This window comes from Rugamonas sp. GW822-FHT03B10 (genome assembly GCF_058801745.1).
Window position 1 is genome coordinate 1 of the sequence record NZ_JBXANP010000013.1, and the last position, 20,402, is coordinate 20,402.

Here is a 20,402-nt window from a genome sequence, read left to right on the forward strand (position 1 = left end):
GTTGCCGTTCTGGCGCGCTTGCGCCGCCTGCGCCGCCGCCTGCGCGGCCGGCGGCGGCGCCGGGCGCGCCGCTCCCTGATGGCGCGCCTGCGGCGGCACCGGGTCGTGGATCGCCTCGTCGGCCACGGCCAGCACGGGGATGGGCGGCTCCGTCTCGAACGACAACGGTTCCAGCGACGGTTCCTGCGACGGCGCGAGCGCGGCCGGCGGTGCGCTGGCGGCCGGCGCCGGCGCGGCGGACGGGGCGGGGCCGTCCAGCGGTTCCAGGTCGAGCATGAATTCGCCGCCGGGGCTGGCCGGCGGCGGCGTCTCCTGCGGCGTCAGGGCCAGCAGATCGTCGAAGGCCTCGGACGGCTTTTCCAGCTCCGTCTCGGGAATGCTGTTCTGTTTGGCGCGCTCAGCTTTTTTCAGCGCTTGCATCAGCAGGCTCATGTTCCATCCGCCTTCAAGGGTGCGGCAGGGGCGGCGCTGGCGGCCGGGGCCGGGGGCGCCGCCGCGTCCTGGTTGGGCAGCAGGTAGCGGTAATCCTTGAAGTCGCCGTTGATGCTGGCGTCCTTGATCACCACCGGCCGCATGAAGATGACCAGCTCCGTCTTGACATTGTTTTCGTTACGGTAGGAGAACAGGTTGCCCACCACGGGCAGCGCGCTCAGGCCGGGCACGCCGTCCTTGGTGTTGTCCACCGAATCCTGCATCAGCCCGCCCATCACGGCCACCTGGCCGCTCGGCACTTTCATGATCGATTCCAGCTCGCGGGCCTGGATCACCGGCACCTTGCTCACCACCTGGCCGGCCGCCAGCGCCGGATTGGGATCCTGCACGTAGCCGACGATGCGGGTGATGGTGGGGCGCACGTTGAGCGTGACCTCGTCGCTGTCGGAGATCTGCGGCGTGACGCTCATCACGAAGCCCACCGGCACCGTCTCCAGCCGCGATTCATAGGTGGCCGGCGTGGTCGGTGAGCCATTGCTGCCCAGCACGGCCGGCGTGACCTTGATGGTGAAGAAGACATTGTTGTCGACCACCTTGAGCAGCGCGGTCTGGTTGTTGAGCACGCTGATCTTGGGGCTGGACAGCACTTTGACCTTGCCGAACGTCTCCAGCAGCTGGATGGTGGTGGCGATGTTGCCCAGGCGCGAGGTGGGGTTGGCGTAGTTGAGCACGAACACGCCGGGCGAGGTGCCGGGGGTGACGTCGGACGGCAGGGTGGCGTTGCCGACCTGGCCCTGGGTCAGCTTGAGGCCGCCCTTGCCCAGGCTGCTCCAGTTGATGCCCTGCTGGTACTGGTCGCCCAGCCGCACCTCGATGATGGTGGCCTCGATCAGCACCTGGCGCTTGGCCGCGCCCAGCACGATGTCGAGGAATTCACGGATCTTCTCATGCTGGCGCGCGGTGGCGCGCACGGCGATCAGCCCGCCCTCGACGTTGGTGATGACGGAGGCCTGGTTCTTGATGGCGGTCTGCTTCTCCTGCAGCTGCAGCTGTTGCTGCTGCTGGGCGGCCGGATTGGCGTTGAACGCGGGCGCGCCCTGCGGGCTGAAGATGGCCGGCGTCAGCTGGTTGCTCTGGTTGGCTTGCTGCTGTTGCTGCTGCATGGCCAGCGCCTGGCTTTGCGCGGACGCGTTGGCCGGCTGCTCGTGGAACGCGGCCAGCGGGTCGATCGGCGTGTCGTACAGGTTGGACGGGCGCAGCATGTCGCGGATGTTCTTTTCCAGCGTGTACCAGAAATTATTGTCCGAACGGTTGTTGACGGCCGTGGTCGAATTGTTGTTGCCGGTGGCGCCGTTGTTGGTGCTGTTGAGGGCGCTGGGGCTGTTGGTAGAGCCGGTGTTGACGTTGCTCGACGAGCCGCCGCCCGTGGTCGAGATCTGGGTCGCGATGTTGACGCTGCTGCTGGTGCTGCGCGCGATGTTGACGTAGTCGATCTTGTAGTTGCGCCACACGGGCGTGTCCGGCTGCACCACCAGGTTGTTGCCGTCGATCTCGTAGCGCATGTCGACCTGCTTGGCGATGCGGCTCAGCAACTGCGGCATGGTCTGGTCCAGCGCGTTGAGCGTGACCGTGCCTTCGATGCCGGGGTGGATGTCGACGTTCAGGCCGGCGTCGCGCGCCAGCGCGAACAGCAGCGACTGCACCGGCACCTTGTGCACGGTGACGCTGTAGGTCTCCAGCTTGGCGGCCGGCTTGGGCGGCGCCAGCGCCACGCTTTCCTGCACCGGCTCCGGGATGGCGCCGGCCGGACGGGCCGGCTCGGTGATGTGGCTGCGCGAGTCGGGCAGCGGCGCGCTGGCGCAGCCGGCCAGCAGCACGCCGCACAGGGCCGGGATCAAGGGAGCAACGTGGTTTTTCATACTCTTGTCCGCCCCTTGCGCTGAATGTTGTGCTTTTGGAATTCTAGTCGACATGATCTTACAATTTAACTTGTCCAGCAACCATTACGTTTCATTGTGGCAAATATTTAGGGGCCGCCGCCAGCGGCGGCGACAGCGCTCGCGGCGCGGCCCGGGCCTCGGCGGCCGGGCGGACGGGCGCCGGCGCCGGCGGGCGCCACAGCAGCCAGGCGATGCCCGCCAACAACAGCACGATGATCAGCGACAGCGCCGTGGTGGCGTGCGATACGATACTGTTTTTATTCTTGAATTGAGATTCCTGTATCGCTTTGTTGATGTGCCCGACCTCGACCCGCTCGGCGTCGGCCGCGTAGGCGGCCAGCATGGCCTTGTCGGCCAGGATGTTGATGCGCCGCACGATGCCGCCCGAGGCGCGCGCCAGCCGCAGCGCCGCCTTCCGGCTGAACAGCGGCGGTCCCGCGTAGCCGGCCGCGCGCAGCCGGAAGTCGAGGAACTCGGGCACCAGCTCGGCCGCCATGGCCGGCACCTCGAAGCTGTGGGTGATGCGCTCCTTCAACTGGCGCATGCTGGCCAGGTCCAGGTGCTCGTCGAGCTCGGGCTGGCCGAACAGCACGATCTGCAGCAGCTTGTTGCGGGCCGTCTCCAGATTGGTCAACAGCCGGATCTCCTCCAGCGTGGCCAGCGGCATCGCTTGCGCCTCCTCCACCAGCAGCACCACCTGCTTGCCGGCGCTGTGCTTGGCGATCAGGTCGGCGTGCAGTTCGCGCAGCACCTCGTCGCCGCGCTTGCCGGCCGGCTGCAGGCCCAGTTCGCTGGCGATGGCGAACAGCGCCTCCAGCGGCGACAGGCTGGGGTTGACCAGGTAGATCACTTCGATGTGGGGTGGCAGCTGGCTTTCGAGCATGCGGCACAGCATGGTCTTGCCGCTGCCGACCTCGCCGGTGACCTTGATGATGCCTTCGCCGTGCGTGACCACGTACAGCAGCGCCTGCAGAATTTCGCCGCGCGTGTTGCCGGCGTAGAAGAAGGCCGGATTCGGCGTGATGCCGAACGGCGATTCGTGCAGGCCGAAATGGGAGCGGTACATGGTGGCGGCCTCAGGCGATGCAGCGCAGGAAGGCCTGCTCAAGACTGTCGGCCTGGTAGCGGGCGCGGCACGCGGCCGGGGTGCCGGCGTAGCGGATTTGCCCGTCGTGCAGGATGGCCATGCGGTCGCACAGCTCATCCACGTCGGCCAGCAGGTGGGAGGTGAAGAACAGCGCGCTGCCGGCCGCGCGCTTGGCCAGCAGCTGGGCCTTGAGCAGGGCGCGGGCCTTGGGGTCGAGGCCGCTGGTGGGCTCGTCGAGCACGTACAGGGCCTTGGGCGCCAGCAGACAGGCCGCCAGCCCCAGCTTCTGGGTCATGCCTTTGGAATAGCTGCGCACCGTGCGTTTCAAGGCCGATCCCTCCAGGTCCAGCGCCTGCGCCATGCCGGCGATGGCGGCCGGGTCGGCCGCCTGGCCGTGCAGGGTCAGTATGTACTGTATAAATTCCGTCCCCGTCAGGTAATAGGGCGGGGTGAAGCGTTCCGGCAGAAAACCGAGCGGCGCGCGCGCGGCAGGCTGGCGGTGGTCGCGGCCGAAGATGGCGATGCTGCCGCCATCGACTGCGCAAAAATCGAGCAGGCATTTCATCAGGCTGGTCTTGCCGGCGCCGTTCACGCCCACCAGCGCCACGCATTCGCCGGCCCCCACTTCCAGATCCACGCCCCGCAATACGCTGGTGTCGCCATAACGCTTGGCAAGCTGGTGAAAACGCAGTGCGGGTTCGGTCATGTGTGGCGGTCTGGGCGCGCGAGTGGTAGGCGACCCACACTGTAGCGCATTCCCCGGGGATTTTGCTAGTGCAAACGCGAAATTCCCCTATGTGGCGGCATTCTGGCGACGTTCATGATTTTCCGTGGTGTAGATTGCTGGCAAGGACAATTTTCTGGACTAGAATGGCCGCAGCACGCGCTGGGCGGCGATCGAACTGGAGGGAAGTACATGGCAAGGCCGGAAAAAGTCCGCCTGGGAGAAATCCTGGTGCAGCAAAAGCTGCTGTCCGAGGAGCAGCTGGGCCTGGCCCTGGCCGAGCAGAAGCGCAGCGGGCGCAAGCTGGGCCGGCTGTTCATCGAGAGCGGCTACGTGACCGAGGAGCAGATCGCCGGCGCGCTGGCCCGCCAGCTCGACATTCCCTATCTGAACCTGAAGTTCTACAACATCAACCCGGACGTGGTGCGGCTGCTGCCCGAGACCCAGGCCCGCCGCTTCCGCGCGCTGGCGCTCGAGGACCGCGGCGCGGCGCTGCTGGTGGGCATGTCGGACCCGACCGACCTGTTCGCCTACGACGAGATCTCGCGCATCCTCAAGAAGACCGTGCAACTGGCCGTGGTCAACGAGACCGAGGTGCTGGGCGCGATCGACCGCATCTACCGCCGCACCGACGACATCACCGACCTGGCGCGCGAGCTGGAGCAGGACCTGGGCGACGTGTCGGTCGACTTCGGCGCGCTGGCCGTCAATCCGAATCTGGAGGAGGCGCCCATCGTCAAGCTGCTGCAATCGGTGTTCGACGACGCGGCCCAGGTGGGCGCGTCCGACATCCACATCGAGCCGCAGGAAGGGCGCTTGCAGATCCGCTTCCGCATCGACGGCGTGCTGCACCTGCAGACCGAGGCCGACATCAAGATCGCCGCCTCGCTGGCGCTGCGCCTGAAACTGATGTCCGACCTGGACATCTCCGAGAAGCGCCTGCCGCAGGACGGCCGCTTCGCCGTGCGCGTCAAGCAGCAGCGCATCGACGTGCGTATCTCGACCATGCCGACCCAGTACGGCGAATCGGTGGTGATGCGTCTGCTCAACCAGGCCGGCACCACCTTGCGGCTGGACGCGATCGGCATGCCCAAGCCCATCCTGGACAAATTCCGCGCCATCATCCAGCGCCCCAACGGCCTGGTGCTGGTGACGGGGCCGACCGGCAGCGGCAAGACCACCACGCTGTACTGCGCGCTGGCCGAGCTCAATTCCGTGGAGAAGAAGCTGATCACGGTGGAAGACCCGATCGAATACCGGCTGCGCGGCATCAACCAGGTGCAGGTCAACGACAAGATCGACCTCGACTTCGCGCGCGTGCTGCGCTCGGCCCTGCGCCAGGACCCGGACATCGTGCTGGTGGGCGAGATGCGCGACCAGGAGACGGCCCAGATCGGCCTGCGGGCCGCCATGACGGGCCACCTGGTGCTGTCCACGCTGCACACCAACGACGCGCTGGGCACCCCGCTGCGCCTGATGGACATGGGCGTGCCGCGCTACATGGTGGGCAGTTCGCTGCAGGCCGTGCTGGCCCAGCGGCTGGTGCGCGTGATCTGCGAGAGCTGCACCACGCCGTACGAGCCCAGCCCCACGGAAACGGAATGGCTGCGGCTGGAGCTGGGCGACCAGGCCGGCGCCGGCCATTATTTCCACGGCAAGGGTTGCTCGCACTGCAACGGCATGGGCTACCGGGGCCGCACCGGGGTCTACGAATTGCTGGAGATGACGAGCGCCGTGGTGGACGCGGCCAACCACCACGACGCCAACGCGTTCCTGAAGGCGGCCGCGGCCCAGATGGCCGGCAACACCTTGCGCCGCCATGCCGTGCAGCTGGTGGTGCAGGGCCGCACGACGGTGGCCGAGGCCATGCGTATCAGCAACCAGTTCGAGGATTGACGTGCCGCTGTATGCCTATAAGGGCCGCAACGCGCGCGGCGAACTGATGCAGGGCGTGCTGGAGGCGGCCGACAGCGGCGCCGTGGCCGACCAGTTGTTCAATACCGGCGTGACGCCGATCGACATCAGCGTCACCAAGCGGGCCGCCGCGGCCGCCGACAACGGCGACGCGTGGTGGGTCAAGCTGATGGAGAAGAAGGTGACGGCGATGGACGTGCAGTTGTTCAGCCGTCAGCTGTACACCCTGCTCAAGGCCGGCGTGCCCATCATGCGCGGGCTGGCCGGGCTGCAGGAATCGGCCGTCAGCAAGTCGTTCGGGCGCGTCATCAAGGACATGCGCGAATCGCTCGATTCGGGCCGCGAACTGTCGGCCGCCATGCGCCGCCATCCCACCGTGTTCACGCCGTTCTACCTGTCGATGGTGCGCGTGGGCGAGATGACGGGCCGGCTGGAGGAAGTGTTCCTGCGCCTGTTCGACCACATGGAGTTCGACCGCGACATGCGCGAGCGGGTCAAGACGGCCATGCGCTACCCGACCTTCGTGGTGGTGGCGATGGTGGCGGCCATGGTCATCGTGAACATCTTCGTCATTCCCGCCTTCGTCAAGGTGTTCGAGTCGTTCCACGCCGAATTGCCGCTGATGACGCGCATCCTGATCGGCAGTTCCAACTTCACCGTGCGCTTCTGGCCGCTGCTGGCGGCGGTGGCGGTGGCGGCCGTGTTCGGCTTCCGGGCCTGGATCGCCACGGCCAAGGGGCGCTACCGCTGGGACAAGTTCAAGCTGAAGGTGCCGGTGGCGGGCAAGATCATCCTCAAGGGCACCATGGCCCGCTTCGCGCGCAGTTTCGCGCTGTCGGCCCGCAGCGGCGTGCCCATCGTGCAGGGCTTGACGGTGGTGGCGCAGACGGTCGACAACGCCTACCTGGCCGCGCGCGTGGAGCAGATGCGCGACGGCGTGGAGCGCGGCGACAGCATCCTGCGCACGGCGGCGGCGGCCGGCGTGTTCACGCCCGTGGTGCTGCAGATGATCGCGGTGGGCGAGGAGACGGGCGCGCTCGACGATCTCATGGACGAGATCGCCCAGATGTACGAGCGCGAAGTCGACTATGAATTGAAGACCTTGTCGGCCCAGATCGAGCCTATCCTGATCACCTTCCTCGGCGTGCTGGTGCTGGTGCTGGCGCTGGGCATCTTCCTGCCGATCTGGGACCTGGGCAAAGTGGCCCTGCACAAATGAAGACGCGGGCGCCTGTGGGGCGTTTGCAACGGTGGCGCCAGCGCGGCGTGAGCCGCTTCGAGTTCGCCGTGGCCACCGCCATCCTGGCCATCCTGGCCGGGGTGCTGCTGGAGCGGGTGGCGTTCTATCAGGAGCAGGCGGAGCTGGTGGCGGTGCAGGAGGTGGCGGCCAGCATCCGCACGGCGCTGGACGCGAGGATGGCGCAGGCGCGGTTGCCGGGGCGCGCGGTCGATCCCGGTTTGCTGGCGGCGCAAAATCCCATCGCGCTGCTGGACCGCAAGCCGGCGAATTATCTGGGGGAGTATTTCTCTCCTGATAACAACGAATTGCCTGCTGGAAACTGGTACTTTGACCGGCATGATAAGACGCTGATTTATTTGTTAAATAATCGCGAAACTTTTGGAAATGCTCCCGCGAAACTATTGAAATTCAAGGTAAAATTGTTGCGCTTGCCCACAAAAGTCGCCAAGCCATCAGGAGCATCTGAGAACGCAGGTGTGACCTTCGAGCAAGTGAACGATTAGCGCCGCCCGACTGCCCGCCGCGCGCTGTCCCTTGTGAATTTCTGATTTGTATGGCGATTTGGAGAAGTCAATGAACAAGCAAGCAATGCACAGCGTCCGTCCGTCCGCACAGGCTGGTTTCACCCTGATCGAATTGATCGTCGTGATTGTCATCCTCGGTATTTTGGCGGCGACCGCTTTGCCCCGGTTCGCGAGCTTGGGAGGCGACGCGCGCAAGGCGGCGTTGCAGGCGGCACAGGGTGCGTTAAATACCACCGTTTCGATGGTGCATGGGCAGTACTTGCTTAATCCAACTACCGTCGCCGCCAGCGGCGTGGTCAATGAGGGCGTGACGGTGACGGTGGTCAACGGCTATCCTACCGGCCTTGTCGGGACCGCCAACGCCGCAGGCCTGACCAGCGCCGATTATACGATCGTGGCTGGTGGTGGTACGGCTCAGACCGCGACAGGTACGCAACCCGCCGTTCCCGCGAACGGTTTCATCGTTGTCCCGAAGAGCATCGCCGCTACCGCAACCGCGCTGACGTGCTACCTGAGCTATACGGAATCTACTGCCGCAAATGTGCCACCAGTTGTCACGCTGGTATCCAGTGCTTGCCAATAAGCTATACCGTATCCCCGATCAGTGGCCGACTCTGGGACTGCCCATCTGGGCAATTGCCGCGGCGCCCGGCGTTTGATACGCCGGGATGCGGCCGGCTTCACCATTGTTGAACTGATTACCGTCCTTGTGGTGATGGGCGTGCTGGGCGCCGTCGCCATCGCCCGTTTCTTCGACAATGGTCCGATCCAGGCGCGCGCGTACGCCGACCAGGCCAAGGCCGTCATCCGCTACGGCCAGAAACTGGCGATCGCGCAGAACCGTCCCGTGTACGTGAGCGCGACCGGCAGCCGCTTCGCGCTGTGCGTGCAGCCCGCGTGCGCGGCCGGCGATGCCGTTCCCGCGCCGGGCGGCAACAACAGCGGTAACGCCAGCACCAAGGCCCAGTGCCAGATCGGCGGCAGCTACGTGTCGAACTGGATGTGCGAAGGCAAACCGGACGGGCTGACCGTCACCGCCAGCCGCGCCACCGAAGTGGGCGCGGGCGGCATGTTCTTCTTCGATGCCATGGGCCGTCCCTACAACGCTGCCGACGCCGCCAATCCGCTGGGCACGGCTTCCACCTTCACCACGCCGCTGACCATCACCGTCAGCGGCGGTGGCACGAGCGTCAACGTCATCGTGGAAGCGGAGACGGGCTATGTACACTAGGCAGCGCGGCCTGAGCCTGATCGAACTGGTGATGTTCATGGTCATCATGGGCGTGGCCGCCGTGACGGTGCTGCAGTTGCTGAACATGTCTACCAAGGCCAGCGCCGAGCCGGCCCGGCGCAAGCAGGCTCTGCTGCTGGCCGAGGCGTTGATGGAGGAGGTGCAGCAAGCGCGCTTCACGTTCTGCGACCCGTCCGACGCCAACGCCGCCACCGCCACCAGCGCCGCCGTCGGTGCGCCCGGCGACACCACCAAGTGCGCGACGACCGTGGAGGCGTTCGGCCCCGAGAACGGCGAATCGCGCCCCTACAACAACGTGAACGATTACGTGACAGCTTCCGGCACGCCCCAGCAATCCTTCCTCAGCGGCAGCCAACTGGTCGATGCTGCCGGCCAGGCCATGGGTGGCCCGGCCACGCCGTTGACGGGTTTCACGGCCACCGTGGCGATGGAGCCGGCCACGCTGGGCCCTGCCGGCATGGCGGTGACGGCGGACACGACGCCCGCCAACATGGAGGCGCTGCACATCACGATCAACGTCGATTACGGCAGCGGCAAGGTCACGCTGGACGGCTACCGCACGCGCTACGCGCCCAGGACGACGGACTGATGATGGCCATCCGCATCCCCCCAATGCCCGCGCGCGGCTTCACGCTGATCGAGATGATCGTCGTCATGGTGATCACCAGCATCCTGGCCGGCATCATGGTGCTGTTCATCCGCCGTCCCGTGCAGAACTACGTGGACGCGGCGGGGCGGGCTGAAATGAGCGACGTGGCCGACCTGGCGCTGCGGCGCATCACGCGCGAACTGCACAGCGCCTTGCCCAACAGCGTGCGCGTGCTGACGGCGGGCAGCGTGGTGCTGCTGGAGTTCATTCCCACCAAGGCGGCCGGCACCTATCTGTCGGCGGACGATAACGCGGGCGCCCCGGTGCTGGACTTCGGGGATAAGGACAAGCTGACCTTCAAGGTGGTGGGCGACATGCCGGCCTTCCCGTACAACATCGTGGCCGGCGACTACATCGTGGTCTACAACCTTGGACCCGACTACATCACGGCCGACGCCTACGCGGGCGGCAACCGGGCGCAAGTGGCCTCCGCGCCAGTGAACAATGTCGTGACGCTGGTCAGCAATCCGTTCGCCGTTCCCGTCAACGGCATACCGAACACCTCGCCCACGCAGCGTTTCAGCGTGGCCACGCAGCCTGTCACGTTCCGCTGCGCGCCGGCGGCCACGGGCGGCATGGAACTGACGCGCTACTGGAACTATCAGTTCAACGCCAGCCAGACCGATCCGGCCACGATGGCCAATCCACCCGGCCAGACCATCCAGCACGCGATCCTGGCCAGCAACGTCGCGGGCTGCAATTTCTCGTACGCCCAGTTGCAGAATGTGCATAGCGGGCTGGTCGGCATCACCCTGATCGTGGGCCGCGCGGACAGCACGGAAACGGTCACGCTCGCGCATCAGGCCGCCGTGGAGAACACGCCATGATCCATCCACACTACCCACGCATCCGGGCCATGCGGCGGGCGGCCGGCATCGGCATCGTCACCGCCATCTTCCTGCTGGTGGCGCTGGCCGGACTCGGCGTGGCCATCGTGTCGGTGGTCACGTCGCAGCAGGCCGGCGCCGCGCAGGACCAGCAGGGCGCGCGCGCCTACCAGGCCGCGCGCGCCGGCATGGAGTGGGCGCTGTGGCGGGCCTTGCGCAGCGGCGCGGGCACGGGGCCGTCGGCCAGCCTCGGCTGTCCCAAGGCGGCCGGGTCCGGCGTGACGTTTGCCTTGCCGGCCAACACCACCTTGTCGGCGTTCAGCGTGACCATCACCTGCGGCGCGAACGCGGGCCTGTCCGGTGGGGCGGAGCACTTCTGGATCCGGGCCACGGCCTGCAACCAGCCGGGCGCCAGCGGTTGCCCCAACGCGAGCAAGGGCCCCGATTATGCGCAGCGCGTGGTGGAGGCGCAGCTTTAATGAGGATAGGGACAAAAAGGTCTATGTTTTTAGGGGCGGAATGCAACAATCCCGCAAATTTTTCATGTGACTTGAATATAATCAAGCGCAGCGCAGCCTTTTGCGGCTTGCTCAACAACTAGATTGCCGGCATGGGTTTCTTTTCTAAAGCAAAAAAAAATGATGGCTGGCTGACGCTCTCGTTCCTCAGCGACGGCATTTGCGCGGGCAGCGTCAAGCGCCCGCGCGAGGGCAAGCCGACGGTGGACGTGGCGGCCTTCTTTCCCGTCCAGACCAGCCGGTCGGCGGAGGCGCTGGAGCGGGTGGGCAAGGAGTTGCACGCGGCGCGCATGCACTGCGGCACCCTGCTGGCCGGCGGCGAGTACCAGTTGCTGACGGTGGAGGCGCCCAACGTGCCGCCGGAGGAATTGAAGACGGCCGTGCGCTGGCGCCTCAAAGACATGCTGGATTTCCACATCGACGACGCCACCATCGACGTGCTCGACATTCCCGTTGACAGCGCCGGCGGATCGCGCAGCCATTCCCTGTTCGCCGTCGCCGCGCGCAACAGCCTGATCCAGTCGTGCCAGGAACTGTTCAGCGAGGCGAAGATTCCCTTGACCGTGATCGACATTCCCGAGATGGCGCAGCGTAATATCTCGGCCCTGCTGGAGCCGCCGGGGCGTGGCCTGGCCATGCTGTCGTTCCATGACGATGGCGGCCTGCTGACCATCACGTTCAAGGGCGAGCTGTACCTGGCGCGCCGGATCGAGGTGACGCTGCCCCAGCTGCTGGAGCCGGACACGGACAAGCAGCATGCGTGTTTCGACAAGATCACGCTGGAACTGCAACGCTCGTTCGACCACTTCGACCGCCAGTTCAATTTCATCAGCATCTCCAAGCTGTTGCTGGCGCCCACCGGGGTGGAGGGCTTGCACGAGCACCTGGCCGGCAATATGTACATGCCGGTCGAGGCGATGGAGCTCGGTGACGTGTTCGACCTGGGCAAGCAGCCGGAGTTGCAGGACGTGGCGCAACAACAGCGTTTCTTCCTCACGCTGGGCGCGGCGTTGCGGGTTGAGGAGGTGGCCCTGTGAGCCAGCAGATCAACCTGTTCAATCCCATCTTCCTGAAACAGAAGAAGGTGTTCGGTGCCGTGCCGATGCTCGAATCGCTGGCCCTGATCCTCGTGGGGACGGTCACGCTGACGTGGTACGCATCGTACAAAGTGGGCCAGCTGGAACGCGCCGCCGCGTCCGGCAAGACCGTGGTGGCCGGACGCGAGACGATGCTGAACAAGGCCGTGGCCCAGTTCGCGCCACGGCCCAAGAGCCCGCAGATCGCCGCCGACATCGTGGCGGCGGAAGGGCGGCTGGCCGCGCTGCATGAGGTCGAAGGCGTGCTGCGCAGCGGCGCGCTGGGCGACCGGACCGGCTACGCCGAATACTTCCGCGCCTTCGCGCGCCAGAACGTCAACGGCTTGTGGCTGACGGGGCTGACGATCGAGGGCGCCGGCAACGGCATCGGCCTGCAAGGCAAGGCCATGCAGCCGACCCTGATTCCCAGCTACATCGCCCGTTTGACGTCGGAGAAAGTGCTGCGCGGTCGTACCTTCGCCAGCCTGCAAATCGCGCGGCCCGATGACGCGCCGGCGGCAGGGCCGGCGTCGCCGGCGGCTACGCCCGGTGCCGGCGCTGGGTCCGGAGCTGGGGCCGGTGCCGCCGGGCGGGGTGCGGCCATGTCGCCCTACGTGGAGTTCAGCTTGCAATCGGCCATGCCGGAGGCCAACAAATGAAGCCATTGTGGATCAAGTTGTGCACGCGGCTCGACGCCATGAGCTTGCGCGAGCGGATGATGGTGTTCGTCGCCGTCGCCGCCAGCATCGTGTTCCTGGCCTATACGATGGTGCTGGAACCTTTGCTGGCCAAGCAGAAGGTCTTGCTGGCGCAGATCAACCAGCAGCAGAACCAGATCGCCGGCATCGACCGCGAGATCGCGCAGATGGCGGCCGCCTTCGTGGTCGATCCCGACGCGGAAGGTCGTGCGCGCTTGCAAACGCTGCAACGCCAGATCGACGAGGGTAGCGCCGCGCTGCAGAACATGCAAAAGGGATTGGTGGCGCCGGAGAAGGTCGCCCCGCTGCTCGAACATATCCTGCGCGGCAATGGCAAGTTGCGCTTGCTGTCCATGAAGACCTTGCCGGTGAGCGGCCTGAGCGAAGCCAAACTGGCTGCCGGCGGACCGGCGGGCGCCACGCCACCGCAGGCGGCTGTGGCCGGCCCGTCCGGCGCCAACGCAAGCCCGGCAGCGCCGGCGGCCGGCACGGCGGCGGCCCAGCCCGCGAGCACGGTAGCGGCGGGTACTGCTACTGCTGCCTTGCCTGCGGCGGCCAAGTCGAGGGAACTGCTGTACCGGCATGGAGTGGAAATCGTCCTGCAAGGAAGCTTTCTCGACATGATCCAGTACATGGATGCGCTGCAGGCGTTGCCTGACCAACTGTTCTGGGGCAAGGCGAAGCTGGATGCGGGCCAGTATCCGGCTGCGCGCCTGACGCTGACTCTCTACACCTTGAGCCTGGATACGAAATGGATGAAACTGTGACCGGCCCCGCGCCCATGCGCAAGCGCGCACCGGGGCAATTGGCGCTGTTGGCGCTGTCGCCGCTGCTGCTGTGGGCCGCGTGCGCGCGCGCGCAAGGCCTGGCCGATCCCACCATGCCGCCGCCGGAGGCGCGGCAAGCGCTCGGCATGACGGCGTCGCCGCCGGTGGACAAGGGGCCGCAATTGCAATCGGTGCTGGTGGGCAGCAATGGGCGGCAAGTGGCCGTGATCGACGGCCAGACCGTGCGGCGCGGCGAGAAGTTCAACGGCGCCTTGCTGGTCAAGGTGGACAAGAACCATGCGGTGCTGCGTCGTGGCGCCCGGACCCAGGTGCTGACGCTGTACCCGGACCACGCCGCAAGCAACACCCGGGCCGGCAAGCGGCACGTGACGATAACGCCAGCGCAACAGCCAGCAAATAATGACTGAGATAGCCCATGCATAAATTACTGATCGTGCCGACCGTGGCCCTGGCTCTGGCCGGCTGCGCCACCCAGCCCACCCGCGACACCTACGACAAGATCGGCGCCGAGCTGGCGTCGGCGGCCGCCAAGCCGGCCGCGCCGGTCCAGAACGACGCCGTGGCCAGCGCCTTGCTGCCGCCCGCCGCGCAACTGGCCGAGCAATTGCCCAAGGCGCGTACGGTGCTGGAGGAGCGTTTCAACGTCGCGTTCAACAACGTGCCGGTGCAGCAGTTCTTCAATTCGCTGGTGGCCGGCACGCGCTACAACATGCTGATCGATCCCAACGTGAGCGGCACCATCTCGGCCAATCTGAAGGACGTGACGCTGTTCGAAGCGCTGGACGCCATCCGCGAACTGTACGGCTACGATTACCGGGTCGACGGCAGCCGCATCTACATCCGTCCGCTGACGATGCAGACCCGCATGTTCCGCGTCCAGTACCTGAACGCGACGCGCAAGGGCAGTTCCAGCCTGCGCGTGACGTCCACCTCGGTGGCCAATGCCGGCACCAGCAATAGCGGCAACCAGAACAATCAGAACAATCAGAACAACCAGAACAACCAGAACCTCGACAACACACCCAACAACCCGGGCAATCCGACGGGCGGCAATCAGCGCCTGCGCGATGCGAGCAACGTCAGCACCGCCTCGAACAGCGATTTCTGGGGCGAGCTGAAGGAAGCGCTGGAAGCCATCGTCCCCGTGGGCAAGGATGGCCGCAAGGTCGTCATCAGCCCGCAATCGGGCGTGTTGCTGATCAAGGCCATGCCGGACGAGCTGCGCAACGTGGACCAGTATCTGAAGGCCACCCAGCTGTCCGTCGATCGCCAGGTGATCCTGGAGGCCAAGATCCTGGAAGTGGAACTGAACAGCGGCTACCAGACCGGCATCAACTGGGCCGGCTTCGCCAACTTCCGCGACGGCCATGGCAACAACAAGATCTCCGGTGGCTTCCTCACGCCCGGCACCTCGCTCAATCCGCTCAACACGCCGCAGACGGCCATCGCCAGCACCGGCAAGGGCGGGATCACGGCCACCACCGGCGTGTCGCTCGGCAGCGCGGCGGACGCGGCCGGCTCGCTGTTCGGGCTGGCGTTCCAGACCAGCAATTTCGCCGCCCTGATCTCGTTCCTGGAATCGCAGGGCACGGTGCACGTGCTGTCTAGCCCGCGCATCGCCACGCTGAACAACCAGAAGGCCGTGCTGAAGATCGGCACCGACGAATTCTTCGTCACCGGCGTGAGCACCACCACCACCACCAACGGCACCGGCAGCGGCGTGGTCTCGCCCAGCGTGACGCTGCAACCGTTCTTCTCCGGCGTGGTGCTGGACGTGACGCCGCAGATCGACGACCACGGCAACGTGACGCTGCATGTGCACCCGTCCGTGAGCCAGGTGTCGACCGTGAACAAGGGCATTAATTTGGGCACGGCCGGCAATTTGAGCCTGCCGCTGGCCGCCTCGTCCACCTCCGAGATGGACAGCATGGTGCGCGGCCAGGATGGGCGCGTGGTCGCCATCGGCGGCCTGATGCGCCAGGCGACGACGATGGACCGCTCGCAGGTGCCCGGCATGGGCAACGTGCCGGTCCTGGGCGCGCTGTTCCGCAACACCAGCGACGTGATGCAGAAGCGCGAACTGGTGGTGCTGATCAAGCCCACCATCGTGGCCGAGGGCAGCGACTGGAACGAGGACTTGCTGGAGACGGGCCGCCGCGTCAAGGATCTCGATCCGCGCGGCCTGAAGGAGCGCAACTGATGATGTATTTGCAGCACTTCGGCCTGCAGGAGGCGCCGTTCGGCATCACGCCCGACACCAGCTTCTTCTTCACCAGCCCCCATTCGCAGGAGGCGCTCAACACCTTGCTGGCGGCGGCCCGCAGCGGGGAGGGCTTCATCAAGATCACGGGCGAGGTCGGCACCGGCAAGACGCTGTTGTGCCGCAAGTTCATCACCACGCTGGGCGACGATTTCGTCACCGCCTACATCCCCAATCCCTATCTCGAACCGCGCTCGCTGATGCTGGCGCTGGCCGATGAACTGTCGCTCACGCTGGCGCGCGACGTGGACCAGCACCAGTTGCTCAAGGCGATCACGACGCGCCTGATGGAGCTGGCGGCGCAGGACAAGCGCGTGCTGCTGTGTCTGGACGAGGCGCAGGCCATCCCGCTGGACAGCCTGGAGGCCTTGCGCCTGTTGACCAACCTGGAGACGGAGAAGCGCAAGCTGCTGCAGATCGTGCTGTTCGGCCAGCCGGAATTGAACGAGCACCTGCAACGCGATTCGATCCGCCAGCTGGCGCAGCGCATCACCTTTCACTACCACCTGGGGCCGCTCACGCGCGACGACATGGAATACTACCTGGCGCACCGGCTGCGGGTGGCCGGCTACACGGGCAGCCGGCTGTTCAGCCGTGGCGCCATCGGCGTGCTGTACCGCGCCAGCGGCGGCATTCCCCGGCTGATCAACATCATGGCCCACAAGTCGCTGATGCTCGCATACGGCGAAGGCAAGCAGCAGGTGGCCAGGCGGCACGTGAAGCTGGCCGCCGGCGACACCATCGGCGTGCGCCGAGCGCGCTGGCCGTGGCTGGCCGCGCTGGGCACCAGCGCGCTGCTGGCCGCGTGCGGATTGACGTGGGCGCTGACCAAATGAGCCTGATCAACAAAATGTTGCAGGACCTGGACGCACGCGGCGGCAAGCCCGGCGCCGCGCCCGGGCAGATGGAGCTGCGTCCCGTGAGCACGCCGCGCAAGCGCTGGTGGCCGGTGTTGCTTGGCGTTGGCGCCGTGGGTGTCGTGGCGGCGGCGGTGGGCAGTTGGTATGGCTGGCACTATTTCACCAAACATACTGTGAAGCCGCGTCCCGCGCCGGTGATGGTGGTGGTGCCGCAGGCGCCTGTTCCGGCATCTGGCTTGGGCCAGCATCCGGCTTCCGCTGCCGCTGCCGCTCCCGAGTCCGCTTCTGCTCCAATCAGTGTGGCCGCGATCGACGCGGCGCCGGCAGCAGCCGCCGCGCCTTCGGCGCAGTCGGCTGCGGTGCGCGGCACAAGCGACGACGCCGGCCGCCATCCCGCGCCTCTCGCGCGCGAGGGAAAGGCGCGCGTCAAATCGGACAAGGGCGGAGCGGGATTGACGAGCCGGCGCGGCGAGAGAGCCGAGCCCCGGACGAAACCGGCGCTCCCGGCGGACAGTGCGCAAGTCGCAGGCGGCGTCAGCCGCGACCTGGGCCCGGCCCAGTTGGCGGAGAACCGTTACCGCCGGGCGTTGCAGGACTTGCAGGAAGGGCGCACATCGGAGGCGCTGGTGGAATTGCAGCGCGCCGTCGACCTGGCGCCGCGCCACGAAGCGGCCCGCCAGACGCTGGTGACGCTGCTGATCGAAAACCGCCGAACTGACGAGGCCGTCCAACAGTTGCAGCAGGCGCTGGCGCTCGATCATCGGCAGCCGGACATGGCCATGTTGCTGGCCCGATTGCAGCTCGAAAGCGGCGGCCCCGCGCTCGACACCTTGCTGCGCACGCTGCCCTACGCGGGCGACAACGCCGACTACCAGGGATTCGTGGCCGGCGTGTTGCAGCGGGCGCAACGTCATGGCGAGGCGGTCGAGCACTATCAGGCCGCGCTCAAGTTGGCGCCGCAGAAAGGGGTGTGGTGGATGGGGCTGGGCATCTCCCTGCAGGCCGAGAAGCGGCTGCCCGAAGCGCGCGTCGCCTACACCCGCGCCAAGTCTGCGATTGGCATGACCCCTGAACTGCTGGCTTTCGTGGACCGTAAGCTGGAAGCGCTGGGCCGCTGACGGGCCCGCAGCAAGCGGCGGGGGCCGTTCCGGCAATCTGGCCAAGATGGCGGATTGCCGGAACTGACCCCGTTTTTTTACGCTACAGGCTGGCCTGTGGTCCCCAGATTTGCTTCATGCTGAACCGCACGGCCGCTTCGTCCTCGCTGAGCGCGGCTGTGATGGCGCACTGGGCGTCTTGCGTGCTGCGCGGCGCGGCCGGCGTCAACGCGATGCCGGCCGCGTCGCGCAGGCTGGACATGGCCAGTGCGCCATCGCCGGTGCGCTGGCGCACCACGCCGATTTCGCCGTTCTGCAAACGCACCAGGCAGCCGGGCGGGTAGCTGCCCAGTTCCCGCGCGAAGTGCCCGGCCAGCTCCTTGTCGACGGGGATGGCGGGATCGTCGAGCACGGCCCGCAGCGCCCGGTCGGGCAGCATGGAGCAGCGGTAGTTGCGGGCCGACACCTGGGCGCAATAGCGGTCGGCCAGACTGATCAGCTTGGCGTTCTGCGTGACGGCGGGCCGGACCAGGCCGGCCGGGTAGCCGCTGCCATCGTCGTTCTCATGGTGCAGCAGCACGCAGGATATCCATTCCTCATCCTTCACCCCGGCGCACTTGAGCAGGTCGACGCTGTCCTCCGGGTGGCGCCGGACGATCGCCATTTCCTCGCGCGAGAGCGGCATGCGCTTGTTCTGGAACGTGTCGTGGTGGCGCAGCATGCCGACGTTCATGGTGAGGGCGGCGGCGGCCACGGTCAGGATCTCCTCCGGCGGCTTGCCCATGCCGCGCGCGACCACCACCACCACCACGGCCGTCTCGATGCAGTGCCGGACGGCATAGGTGCCGGCGATCTGGGCCAGGAAGATGCAGGCCAGCGCGATGTCGGCGTTCAGTTCGACGGCGGCGATCACGTCGCGCGCGATGTCGCGCAGTTCGGCCTCCGCGTTGTGTTCGTTGCGCAGGTCGCGCAGCATGCGTTCCAGCCGGCGGTTGCACTGGTTGAGCTGGTGCAGCACGGACGGCGGCGGTTCCTCCTCGGCGAACAGGCCGGCGTCGATCAGCGTGTGGAGCTGCTTGCTGTCGTCGGCGATCTGACCCTTGTGCAGCAGCGGGCGGCCGCCCGAGTCGGCGCCGAACAAGTCCCACCGCAGCGGCTCGCCCAGCACCAGGTCCTTGAAGGTAATGCGTCGTTGCACCATGATCGTTCCCGTCCTGCTGGCCTGCCTGTGTCCGCATGCGGGACCGGCGGGCTGATTCTTATAGGCTGGTCAGTCGCTGTAAGGCGAGCGCCAGCGTCTCCTCTTTCTTGGCGAAGCAGAAGCGGACGACGCCCGACTCCTGGCTGCGCTGGTAGAACGCCGACACCGGAATCGCGGCCACTTTGATTTCGCTCGTCAGCCATTCCGCGAATTGCGCCTCCGGCAGCGACGAGATGCGGTCATAGCGCACGCACTGGAAATACGTGCCGTCGGCCGGCAGCAGCTCGAAACGGCTGCCGCGCAAGCCGTCGCGGAACAGGTCGCGCTTGCGCTGGTAAAACGCGGGCAGGGTTTCGTACGGCGCCGGATCGGCCATGTAGCCGGCCAGGCCGTGCTGCATCGGTGTGTTAACGCTGAACACGTTGTATTGGTGGACCTTGCGGAACTCCGCGCTCAGCGCGGCCGGCGCGGCCACGTAGCCGACCTTCCAGCCCGTCACATGGTAGGTCTTGCCGAAGCTGGAGACGACGAAGCTGCGCGCCGCCAGCTCCGGATAGCGGCACATCGACTCGTGGCGCTGGCCGTCGTAGACCATGTGCTCGTACACCTCGTCCGACAGGATCAGCATGTTGGTGCCGCGCACGATGTCGGCCAGCGCCTGCAGGTCGGCCGCGCGCAGCACGCTGCCGGTGGGGTTGTGCGGGGTGTTGACGATGATGAGCCGGGTGCGCGGCGTGACGGCGGCGGCCACCTGGTCCCACGGCACGCGGTAGCCGCCGGCGTCCACCGTCATCTGCACCAGCACGGGCACGCCGCCGGCCAGCGTGATGGCGGGCAGGTAGCTGTCATAGGCCGGTTCGATCACGATCACTTCGTCGCACGGGTGGATGCAGCACAGGATGGCCGTGGTCAGCGCCTCGGTGGCGCCGGCCGTGACGGTGATCTCGGTGTTGGCGTCGTACCGGTGGCCGTAGATGGCGGCGATCTTGGCGACGATGGCGGCGCGCAGCGCGGGCACGCCCGTCATCATCGGATATTGATTGTGGCCGCTGCGCATGGCCTCCGTGACCAGGTCCACCAGCGCCGGTTCGCACGCGAAGTCGGGGAAGCCCTGGCCGAGGTTGACGGCGCCGGACTCGGCCGCCAGCTGCGACATGCGGGTGAACACCGTCGTGCCCACCTTGGGCAGGCGGCTGGTCAGGGCGGGCGTGACGGGCGGATGGTGCGGCTGATTCATGACGGAGTGCAAGTGATGGGCTAGTGCTTATTCTAGCGCAGGGCCTAGTCTTGCGTGTTGCCAAAAAGGCGGCCTGGC

General features: G+C 66.6%; 20 protein-coding genes and 1 pseudogene. 15 read left to right on the top strand and 6 right to left on the bottom strand.

What is annotated here, in order from left to right; all coding sequences use genetic code 11:
- The 4 genes and pseudogenes from AC1RQG_RS19380 to AC1RQG_RS19395 form a co-directional block, all read right to left on the bottom strand.
- Window positions 1-432, bottom strand: a pseudogene (locus AC1RQG_RS19380) (tetratricopeptide repeat protein); the annotation flags it as partial.
- Window positions 429-2,351, bottom strand: a complete 1,923-nt coding sequence (gene mshL / locus AC1RQG_RS19385) for a pilus (MSHA type) biogenesis protein MshL (protein ID WP_493133669.1) — start codon at window positions 2,349-2,351, stop codon at window positions 429-431. The pseudogene AC1RQG_RS19380 and the gene mshL (AC1RQG_RS19385), both read right to left, overlap by 4 nt.
- A gap of 91 nt (window positions 2,352-2,442) precedes the next feature.
- Complete coding sequence (locus AC1RQG_RS19390) at window positions 2,443-3,438, bottom strand: ExeA family protein (protein ID WP_493133671.1); 996 nt, start codon at window positions 3,436-3,438, stop codon at window positions 2,443-2,445.
- 10 nt (window positions 3,439-3,448) lie between these two features.
- Window positions 3,449-4,165, bottom strand: a complete 717-nt coding sequence (locus AC1RQG_RS19395) for an ABC transporter ATP-binding protein (protein WP_493133672.1) — start codon at window positions 4,163-4,165, stop codon at window positions 3,449-3,451.
- 210 nt (window positions 4,166-4,375) lie between these two features.
- On the opposite strand from AC1RQG_RS19395, the gene AC1RQG_RS19400 reads away from it, so the two are divergent.
- The 15 genes from AC1RQG_RS19400 to AC1RQG_RS19470 all read left to right on the top strand — a co-directional run bounded on the left by AC1RQG_RS19400 (window position 4,376) and on the right by AC1RQG_RS19470 (window position 17,907).
- Window positions 4,376-6,079: a GspE/PulE family protein gene (locus AC1RQG_RS19400; protein ID WP_493133673.1), complete on the top strand. Its 1,704-nt coding sequence runs from the start codon at window positions 4,376-4,378 to the stop codon at window positions 6,077-6,079.
- A gap of 1 nt (window position 6,080) precedes the next feature.
- Window positions 6,081-7,316, top strand: coding sequence for a type II secretion system F family protein (locus AC1RQG_RS19405; RefSeq protein WP_493133675.1), 1,236 nt, complete (start codon window positions 6,081-6,083; stop codon window positions 7,314-7,316).
- 68 nt (window positions 7,317-7,384) lie between these two features.
- Entirely contained in the window at window positions 7,385-7,840 is a 456-nt protein-coding gene (locus AC1RQG_RS19410) for a type II secretion system protein (protein ID WP_493133676.1), read from the top strand.
- A gap of 70 nt (window positions 7,841-7,910) precedes the next feature.
- Complete coding sequence (locus AC1RQG_RS19415; RefSeq protein WP_493133677.1) at window positions 7,911-8,444, top strand: type II secretion system protein; 534 nt, start codon at window positions 7,911-7,913, stop codon at window positions 8,442-8,444.
- 72 nt (window positions 8,445-8,516) lie between these two features.
- On the top strand, window positions 8,517-9,092 hold the full coding sequence (locus AC1RQG_RS19420) for a pilus assembly FimT family protein (RefSeq protein ID WP_493133679.1): 576 nt from the start codon (window positions 8,517-8,519) through the stop codon (window positions 9,090-9,092).
- Complete coding sequence (locus AC1RQG_RS19425; protein WP_493133680.1) at window positions 9,082-9,702, top strand: prepilin-type N-terminal cleavage/methylation domain-containing protein; 621 nt, start codon at window positions 9,082-9,084, stop codon at window positions 9,700-9,702. The genes AC1RQG_RS19420 and AC1RQG_RS19425 overlap by 11 nt, the downstream gene beginning before the upstream one ends.
- Window positions 9,702-10,589 carry a type II secretion system protein gene (locus AC1RQG_RS19430; RefSeq protein ID WP_493133681.1) on the top strand — a complete coding sequence of 296 codons (888 nt, stop codon included), beginning with the start codon at window positions 9,702-9,704 and terminating at the stop codon, window positions 10,587-10,589. The genes AC1RQG_RS19425 and AC1RQG_RS19430 overlap by 1 nt, the downstream gene beginning before the upstream one ends.
- A complete protein-coding gene (locus AC1RQG_RS19435) occupies window positions 10,586-11,068 on the top strand; it encodes an agglutinin biogenesis protein MshP (RefSeq protein WP_493133682.1) in 483 nt (160 codons plus the stop codon). The genes AC1RQG_RS19430 and AC1RQG_RS19435 overlap by 4 nt, the downstream gene beginning before the upstream one ends.
- 131 nt (window positions 11,069-11,199) lie before the next feature.
- Window positions 11,200-12,144, top strand: a complete 945-nt coding sequence (locus AC1RQG_RS19440) for an agglutinin biogenesis protein MshI (RefSeq protein ID WP_493133684.1) — start codon at window positions 11,200-11,202, stop codon at window positions 12,142-12,144.
- On the top strand, window positions 12,141-12,842 hold the full coding sequence (locus tag AC1RQG_RS19445) for an MSHA biogenesis protein MshA (RefSeq protein ID WP_493133685.1): 702 nt from the start codon (window positions 12,141-12,143) through the stop codon (window positions 12,840-12,842). The genes AC1RQG_RS19440 and AC1RQG_RS19445 overlap by 4 nt, the downstream gene beginning before the upstream one ends.
- Window positions 12,839-13,648 (top strand): type II secretion system protein GspM, encoded by an 810-nt coding sequence (locus tag AC1RQG_RS19450; protein ID WP_493133686.1) that lies wholly within the window; start codon window positions 12,839-12,841, stop codon window positions 13,646-13,648. The genes AC1RQG_RS19445 and AC1RQG_RS19450 overlap by 4 nt, the downstream gene beginning before the upstream one ends.
- A complete protein-coding gene (locus AC1RQG_RS19455; protein WP_493133688.1) occupies window positions 13,633-14,076 on the top strand; it encodes an MSHA biogenesis protein MshK in 444 nt (147 codons plus the stop codon). Before AC1RQG_RS19450 ends, AC1RQG_RS19455 begins: the two co-directional genes overlap by 16 nt.
- A gap of 8 nt (window positions 14,077-14,084) precedes the next feature.
- The gene (gene mshL / locus AC1RQG_RS19460) at window positions 14,085-15,869 is read left to right on the top strand and encodes a pilus (MSHA type) biogenesis protein MshL (protein WP_493133690.1); all 1,785 of its coding nucleotides are present in this window, start codon (window positions 14,085-14,087) and stop codon (window positions 15,867-15,869) included.
- Window positions 15,870-15,871: 2 nt separating this feature from the next.
- Window positions 15,872-16,765: an ExeA family protein gene (locus AC1RQG_RS19465; protein WP_493133901.1), complete on the top strand. Its 894-nt coding sequence runs from the start codon at window positions 15,872-15,874 to the stop codon at window positions 16,763-16,765.
- Entirely contained in the window at window positions 16,762-17,907 is a 1,146-nt protein-coding gene (locus AC1RQG_RS19470) for a tetratricopeptide repeat protein (RefSeq protein WP_493133692.1), read from the top strand. Before AC1RQG_RS19465 ends, AC1RQG_RS19470 begins: the two co-directional genes overlap by 4 nt.
- A gap of 82 nt (window positions 17,908-17,989) precedes the next feature.
- On the opposite strand, the gene AC1RQG_RS19475 is transcribed toward AC1RQG_RS19470, so the two are convergent.
- Window positions 17,990-19,087 carry an HD-GYP domain-containing protein gene (locus AC1RQG_RS19475; protein ID WP_493133693.1) on the bottom strand — a complete coding sequence of 366 codons (1,098 nt, stop codon included), beginning with the start codon at window positions 19,085-19,087 and terminating at the stop codon, window positions 17,990-17,992.
- Window positions 19,088-19,145: 58 nt separating this feature from the next.
- Window positions 19,146-20,324: a pyridoxal phosphate-dependent aminotransferase gene (locus tag AC1RQG_RS19480; protein WP_493133695.1), complete on the bottom strand. Its 1,179-nt coding sequence runs from the start codon at window positions 20,322-20,324 to the stop codon at window positions 19,146-19,148.
- Between the last annotated feature and the right edge of the window lie 78 nt (window positions 20,325-20,402).

Bases quoted from the DNA above. Each gene is read 5' to 3' on its own strand.
- mshL (WP_493133669.1), bottom strand. From the start codon at position 2,351: ATGAAAAACCACGTTGCTCCCTTGATCCCGGCCCTGTGCGGCGTGCTG.
- AC1RQG_RS19435 (WP_493133682.1), top strand. From the start codon at position 10,586: ATGATCCATCCACACTACCCACGCATCCGGGCCATGCGGCGGGCGGCC.
- AC1RQG_RS19465 (WP_493133901.1), top strand. From the start codon at position 15,872: ATGTATTTGCAGCACTTCGGCCTGCAGGAGGCGCCGTTCGGCATCACG.
- AC1RQG_RS19390 (WP_493133671.1), bottom strand. From the start codon at position 3,438: ATGTACCGCTCCCATTTCGGCCTGCACGAATCGCCGTTCGGCATCACG.
- AC1RQG_RS19415 (WP_493133677.1), top strand. From the start codon at position 7,911: ATGAACAAGCAAGCAATGCACAGCGTCCGTCCGTCCGCACAGGCTGGT.
- AC1RQG_RS19470 (WP_493133692.1), top strand. From the start codon at position 16,762: ATGAGCCTGATCAACAAAATGTTGCAGGACCTGGACGCACGCGGCGGC.
- mshL (WP_493133690.1), top strand. From the start codon at position 14,085: ATGCATAAATTACTGATCGTGCCGACCGTGGCCCTGGCTCTGGCCGGC.
- AC1RQG_RS19425 (WP_493133680.1), top strand. From the start codon at position 9,082: ATGTACACTAGGCAGCGCGGCCTGAGCCTGATCGAACTGGTGATGTTC.
- AC1RQG_RS19400 (WP_493133673.1), top strand. From the start codon at position 4,376: ATGGCAAGGCCGGAAAAAGTCCGCCTGGGAGAAATCCTGGTGCAGCAA.
- AC1RQG_RS19440 (WP_493133684.1), top strand. From the start codon at position 11,200: ATGGGTTTCTTTTCTAAAGCAAAAAAAAATGATGGCTGGCTGACGCTC.
- AC1RQG_RS19475 (WP_493133693.1), bottom strand. From the start codon at position 19,087: ATGGTGCAACGACGCATTACCTTCAAGGACCTGGTGCTGGGCGAGCCG.
- AC1RQG_RS19450 (WP_493133686.1), top strand. From the start codon at position 12,839: ATGAAGCCATTGTGGATCAAGTTGTGCACGCGGCTCGACGCCATGAGC.
- AC1RQG_RS19455 (WP_493133688.1), top strand. From the start codon at position 13,633: ATGGATGAAACTGTGACCGGCCCCGCGCCCATGCGCAAGCGCGCACCG.
- AC1RQG_RS19480 (WP_493133695.1), bottom strand. From the start codon at position 20,324: ATGAATCAGCCGCACCATCCGCCCGTCACGCCCGCCCTGACCAGCCGC.
- AC1RQG_RS19430 (WP_493133681.1), top strand. From the start codon at position 9,702: ATGATGGCCATCCGCATCCCCCCAATGCCCGCGCGCGGCTTCACGCTG.
- AC1RQG_RS19395 (WP_493133672.1), bottom strand. From the start codon at position 4,165: ATGACCGAACCCGCACTGCGTTTTCACCAGCTTGCCAAGCGTTATGGC.